This window comes from Kribbella sp. (assembly GCF_035655035.1).
GTDB lineage: Bacteria > Actinomycetota > Actinomycetes > Propionibacteriales > Kribbellaceae > Kribbella.
The window spans coordinates 1-5,808 of record NZ_DASRVN010000322.1; the positions used below are offsets into that span (position 1 = coordinate 1).

6 protein-coding genes and 1 pseudogene are annotated in these 5,808 nt (G+C 67.8%); 4 read left to right on the forward strand and 3 right to left on the reverse strand.

Annotated features, from left to right (window positions below; all coding sequences use genetic code 11):
* A partial coding sequence (locus VFF46_RS18235) for a DUF6318 family protein (RefSeq protein WP_325038339.1) occupies positions 1–564 on the reverse strand: 564 nt, incomplete at its 3' end.
* Positions 565–754: 190 nt separating this feature from the next.
* Positions 755–1,666, reverse strand: a complete 912-nt coding sequence (gene mshD / locus VFF46_RS18240; RefSeq protein WP_325038340.1) for a mycothiol synthase — start codon at positions 1,664–1,666, stop codon at positions 755–757.
* Positions 1,667–1,771: 105 nt separating this feature from the next.
* Here mshD and VFF46_RS18245 point away from each other — a divergent pair, with 105 nt between their 5' ends.
* Positions 1,772–3,634 (forward strand): bifunctional metallophosphatase/5'-nucleotidase, encoded by a 1,863-nt coding sequence (locus VFF46_RS18245; RefSeq protein ID WP_325038341.1) that lies wholly within the window; start codon positions 1,772–1,774, stop codon positions 3,632–3,634.
* A 100-nt stretch (positions 3,635–3,734) separates the two neighbouring features.
* Positions 3,735–4,043 (forward strand): hypothetical protein, encoded by a 309-nt coding sequence (locus tag VFF46_RS18250; RefSeq protein WP_325038342.1) that lies wholly within the window; start codon positions 3,735–3,737, stop codon positions 4,041–4,043.
* Here VFF46_RS18250 and VFF46_RS18255 read toward each other — a convergent pair.
* Entirely contained in the window at positions 4,040–4,753 is a 714-nt protein-coding gene (locus VFF46_RS18255) for a response regulator transcription factor (RefSeq protein WP_325038343.1), read from the reverse strand. The genes VFF46_RS18250 and VFF46_RS18255 overlap by 4 nt on opposite strands.
* A gap of 161 nt (positions 4,754–4,914) precedes the next feature.
* Here VFF46_RS18255 and VFF46_RS18260 point away from each other — a divergent pair, with 161 nt between their 5' ends.
* Positions 4,915–5,154 (forward strand): MoaD/ThiS family protein, encoded by a 240-nt coding sequence (locus VFF46_RS18260; protein ID WP_325038344.1) that lies wholly within the window; start codon positions 4,915–4,917, stop codon positions 5,152–5,154.
* A 36-nt stretch (positions 5,155–5,190) separates the two neighbouring features.
* Positions 5,191–5,808: pseudogene (locus tag VFF46_RS18265) on the forward strand (hypothetical protein); the annotation flags it as partial.

Genomic DNA, 5,808 nt, shown 5'->3' on the forward strand with positions numbered 1-5,808 from the left:
CGTACCACCTCGTTGGGGAACTGGAGTCCCGCCAGGTGTCCGCCGTTCGGTGTATGTTCCCGACTTGAGAATCGCTGAGCCGCCGAGGCGTCCAGAACTTCCTCGAAAGATCTCTTTGACGTCAATGAGGCGGTCGTTGTAATCGCCCGCGAGTGTGCCGTTCCTGACGTTGATCTTCTTCACATAGTCCGCGACGGCCTTGCAACCGATGCAACCCTTGTCGCTGGCCGCCATCAATGGGCTGGCGTCCCCGGTCCCGTACGAGTAGTTGAGCAGAGCGACGTAGTGGCCGATAAAAGCCTCGCCGGCCGCGAGGGTCGCACCTGCGGCGGCGGATGGGCGGATGGGCGGTGCCGTTGGCAGATTTGTCGACGGTGTGCTGGCTGAGGTGCTGCTCAGAGTCGGGGACGGACTTGTGGTGGCCGTCTGACCGCTCGCAGATGTTGGCGGTGGGGCCGTGTTTGGTTGGCCGGCTTCGGGGCTGCTGTTGGTGCAGGCCGTGAGGAGTGTGGTGGTGGCTAGGCAGGCCAGGAGTGCTTGGGTTGGCCTGTTGCTGTGTGTCACGTTTGTCAGCCCTCCGTAGTTGATACGAATCGTAACGGGGGGCCGGGGTGGGGGGCGATGTCAATAGATGCAGCTGTGGATAAGGCCAGGAGCCGCTCGGCTGGGGGGTTAGAGGCTCGGGCGGCTCCTGGTTGATGGGGGGACGGGTGAGGGGTGCGGGTTATGACGCGGAGGGAGGGTGTGACGGTGGTCACTCCGTGTGAGGGGCGTACTGGACGTCCAGGGCGGCGGTGGTGAAGCCGAGGGAGGTGTAGAGGGCTCGGGCGGGGGTGTTGGTGCCGTCTACGTAGAGGACGATCTCGTCGAGGCCCCGGTCGTTCTGGAGGTGGTGGAGGCCTTGGAGGGTCAGGGACTTGCCCAGGCCTCGGCCCTGGAAAGAAGGGGAAACACCGACTACGTAGACCTCTCCTACCCCGTCCTCCACCTTGGTCCAGTGGAAGCCCGCTACGGCGCCGGTTTCGGAGACGGCCAGGAAGAAGCCGTTGGGGTCGAACCACGGCTGCTGGAGGCGTTCTGACAGGTCTGCGGCGGTCCAGCTGCCCTGCTCGGGGTGGTCGGCGAACGCGGCGGCGTTGACCTCCAGCCAGGCGGCGTTGTCCTGGCCGGGCACGAACGTGCGTACGGCGATCCCGTCGGGCCACACGACAGCGGGGAGCGGGGCCCTGGTACGGCGGAGAAAGTACAGCTCGCGTGTTACGTCAAGATCGAGGCGCTGGGCCAGTTCGTCGGCGCCCGGGCGACGTCCGTGGGCCCAGACGCGGGTACGGCTGCCGCCGTGGTCGAGCAGCATTCGGAGTAGCGCCGTACCGAAACCTTGGCGGCGGTACGCCGGGGCGACGACGAGTTCGGCTGAGCCGTCGGGGGAGAGGGCGGCGTACCCGGTGAGGTTGCGGGCGCTCTGCAGGCCGCTGACCTCGATCGTGCCTGGTTCGCCTTCGTAGGCGAGGACGTGGACGTCGCCGGGATGCTCGCCGTCCAGGTGCAGCAGGGTGCGTTCGGACAGCGGGTGGACGCCGTCGCTGTCTGCTGCGGCGCGGGCGAGTTCCGTGACGGCAGCGGCGGTGGCCGGGGGCAACGGTGAGGGTACGGCTTCAAGTGTCACCGGAACACAGTAAAAGGTTCAGCTGAGTTCATTCTCAGGTTCTGGAAAGAAGGTTTGCTGCTCAGGTAGCTTCAGCGGACTCATCAACAAGACACGGAGAATGACATGGCACGAGACAGAGCACGGTTGGGGGGACCGCGGGTTGCTGGTCTGCTCGCCGCCGGGACGGCCGTGGCGCTCGCCTTCGCCGCCGGGGGATCCCTGAGCCAGGCGGGAGCTGCGCCCCAGGCGGGAGCTGCGACCCAGACGGGGGCTGCGACTCAGGCGGGGGCTGCGACCCAGCCCGGCGCCGCGCCGCAGGCGACCGCCGGACAGACGAAGAAGCCGACGCACTCGCAGATCCAGCTGCTGGCGATCAACGACTTCCACGGCAACCTGGAGCCGGCGACCGGTTCCGGCGGCAACGTCAACGGCATCCCGGCCGGCGGTGCGGCGTACCTCGCCACGCATCTGAAGGAGCTGCGGGCCGCGGCGAAGGCGAAGGGGCAGGACTCGGTGACGGTCGCCGCCGGTGACCTGATCGGTGCCTCGCCGCTGCTGTCGGCGGCGTTCCACGACGAGCCGACGGTGGAAGCGCTCAGCGGGATGGGACTCGAGGCTGCGTCGGTGGGCAACCACGAGTTCGACGAGGGCTGGCACGAGCTGCTCCGGATGCAGACCGGCGGCTGCCTGCCGGACGGCGACGGGCAGAACAACCAGAACTCCTGCCCGGACCCGAAGCACCCGTTCACCGGCGCCAAGTACAAGTACCTGAGCGCGAACGTGTTCTTCACCAACACCCAGAAGACGCTGTTCGCGCCGTACACGATCAAGTCGTTCAAGGACGGCAACAAGGTCGCGTTCATCGGTATGACGCTGGAGAACACGCCGAACATCGTGACCAAGGCCGGCGTCGAGGGCCTGACCTTCAAGAACGAGGTCGCCACCGCGAACGCGCTGGTCCCGGAGCTGAAGAAGAAGGGCGTGAAGTCGATCGTCGTGCTGCTGCACGAGGGCGGGTTCCCGGCCGACCCGAAGGCGTACAACAGCTGCCCGGGGATCTCCGGCCCTATCGTCGACATCAACGCCGGGCTGGACCCGGAGATCGACGCGATCATCTCCGGCCACACCCACCAGGCGTACAACTGCTCGCTGCCGGACAAGGCCGGCAAGCCGCGGCTGGTCACCAGCGCCTCGTCGTTCGGCCGGCTGGTCACCGAGGTCCGGCTGAGCATCGACAACGCGACCGGTGACGTCGACCGGACGAACACCCTGGCGCAGAACCAGATCGTCACCCAGGATGTCGCCCAGGACCCGAAGACGGCCAAGCTGATCGCGAAGTACAAGGCGCTGGTCGCCCCGATCGAGAACAAGGTCATCGGCCACCTCAGCACCCCGTCGGTGGTCCGGACGAACGACGACTCGCTGGAGTCGCCGCTCGGCAACCTGATCGCGGACGCGCAGCTCGCCGACCCGTCGGTGGTGTCCGGGGGCAAGGCGCCGGTGGCGGCGTTCATGAACCCGGGCGGCATCCGCGCCGACCTGTCCTCGAACGGCGGTGCGGTCACCTTCGGGCAGGCGTTCACCGTGCAGCCGTTCAACAACTTCCTGGTCTCGATGGACATGACCGGGACGCAGATCAAGGCCCTGCTGGAGCAGCAGTTCTCCGGCGTGAACGGCCCGGACTCCCCGAAGTACAAGGTGCTCCAGGTCGCGGGCATCACCTACACCTGGAACCCGGCCGCGGCGGCGGGTTCGAAGATCGTGGCCGGTTCGATCAAGATCGGTGGGCAGCCGCTGGCCGACGGTACGTCGTACCGGATCGTCACGAACAACTTTCTCTCCGACGGCGGTGACGGCTTCCCGGCCTTCACCACCGCGACGAACAAGGTGTTCGGCGGGCTGGACATCGACGCGTTCGCGAGCTACCTGAGCGCGCACGACCCGTACACCCCGGTGCCGACCGACCGGATCTCGCTCGGCTCCTGACCACCTGACGAAGGGCCGGTGCGCTGCCGCACCGGCCCTTTTTCGGATCGGCCGGGGATCCTGGTACCTTGCGTACTCAGGTACTTACGGAAGGTGAGCGATGGCGCACGTTGCTCCGACCTCCCACCGGCGGGCCACTCGCGCGTCGCACCGGGGTCATCGCAGCGCGGACGGGCCGGTGCAGATCACCAGTTGGCTCGGTCTGGCGTTCGCATTCGTGGTCGGCTGGATCCTGACGCTTCAGTCGCACATCGGCGTGCACGCCGCCGGCATCACGATGCTGGTGATGCTGGTGCCGATCACGATCGGCACCTTCGTGGCCGGGTTCAAGCAGGGCGTCGGGTCCTGGAAGGCGGCGCTGCTCCCGGCGGCCTGGCTCGCCTTCACGGTGCTGAAGTTCTTCTTCTAGGCCTTCGTGTCCGCCGGCTCGCGCGTGGTCGGCGCGGGCGGTACGACGAAGCGGTAGCCGACGTTGCGGACGGTACCGATCAGCGCCTCGTGCTCGGGCCCGAGCTTCGCGCGCAGCCGCCGTACGTGCACGTCGACCGTCCGGGTGCCGCCGAAGTAGTCGTAGCCCCAGACCTCCTGGAGCAGCTGCTCGCGCGTGAACACCCGCCCCGGGTGCTGCGCGAGGAACTTGAACAGCTCGAACTCCTTGTACGTCAGGTCGAGCGCCCGTCCGTTCAGCTTCGCGGTGTACGACGCCTCGTCGATGACCACGTCGCCGCTGCGGATCAGCGTGGACTCGGGCTCGTCGTTCCGGGTGGCCGCGAGCCGGCCGATCACCAGCCGCAGCCGGGCCTCGATCTCGGCCGGGCCGGCGGTGTCGAGCAGTACGTCGTCCGCGCCCCAGTCCGCGTTCACCGCGGTCAGGCCGCCCTCGGTGACGACCAGGATCAGCGGTACGTCGATACCGGTCGTCCGGATCAGCCGGGAGGCGCTCCGGACCGCGACCAGGTCGCGGCGGGCGTCCAGCAGCACGGCGTCGGCGTCCGGCGCGTCGACCAGCGCGGAGACCTCGGTCGGCAGGATGCGGATCTGGTGCGGCAGCAGGGCGAGCGACGGCAGCACCTCGGTGGAGGCCTGCAGCGCGTTCGTCAGCAGAAGCAACGTGCTCACGCCGTCTCCTTGTGCTGATCATCGGATCCTGCCGCAGCGATCCGGTCCTCGTGCGCAACAGGCCCCGACGGCGTCGTTGCCGGGGGCCTGGGACACACTGGGTCTAACAGCAAGCTGACATAATACCGGAAGACCTACCAGACCAGTGAGGCGCCGATCAGATGCCGGAAGTGACCATCAGGTACTTCGCCGCCGCACGCTCGGCCGCGGGTACGTCGACGGCGACCGCGGACGCGGGTTCGATCGGTGATCTGGTGACGACCGTCTCCACCGACCGGCCGGAGCTGGCCCGGGTGCTGTCGATCTGCACGTTCCTCCTGGACGGTGAGCGGGCGGACGCGAGTACGCCGCTGCGGCCGGGTGCGCTGGTCGACGCCCTGCCGCCCTTCGCCGGCGGCTGACCGGACTCCTCGCGAGGTACATTCGTCGCCGTGGCGATGGAGTCGGGGACGCTACTCACTACGGTGGGGCGGGCGGGGGTCCTGTTCGGGAAGGCCTGGCCGCGGCTGGCGGCGGTCTTCCTGGTTGCGCAGTTGGCGCACCGGGGCCTGCAGTGGGTCGCAGTACAGGCCGGGGCGAAGGCCGAGGCAGCCGGTATCGCAGTACTGGCGTTGCTGGTCGTGGTGTCGCTGGCGATGTACGTGACCATGTTCTTGGTGCTCCGCAGCGAGCTCCCGTTCCACCGTCGGGCGGTTGCCGAGGGCATGCTGGCCCCGGACGGTATGGAGCCCGGCAACGAGCACAAGCCGCTTGACGCGATCGCTGCGGCCCTGCTGCCGTTCCTGGCGTTCTACGCGGCCTACAAGTTCCTGCAGACCGAGGCGCTCAACTACGAGTACCAACTGGCGGTCAAGAAGGTCAACGACGTCGCGGCCGCGGTTCTTACGGGCGGTACGGCGCCGCAGCAGTCGGAAGGCCTGCAGTCGTTGTCCACGTGGCTGTTCATCGGCCTCGGCGTCACGGCGTACCTGCTCCGCTTCGTGTTCAAGAGGTGGAAGAAGGAGAAGGAAGGCCCGGTCCGCAAGCTGTTCGTCACGTACCTCGAGGCGCTGTGG

What these genes read in the sequence shown, in the direction of transcription:
- VFF46_RS18245 (WP_325038341.1), top strand. Translation starts at nt 1,772, where the DNA reads ATGGCACGAGACAGAGCACGGTTGGGGGGACCGCGGGTTGCTGGTCTG.
- VFF46_RS18260 (WP_325038344.1), top strand. Translation starts at nt 4,915, where the DNA reads ATGCCGGAAGTGACCATCAGGTACTTCGCCGCCGCACGCTCGGCCGCG.
- VFF46_RS18250 (WP_325038342.1), top strand. Translation starts at nt 3,735, where the DNA reads ATGGCGCACGTTGCTCCGACCTCCCACCGGCGGGCCACTCGCGCGTCG.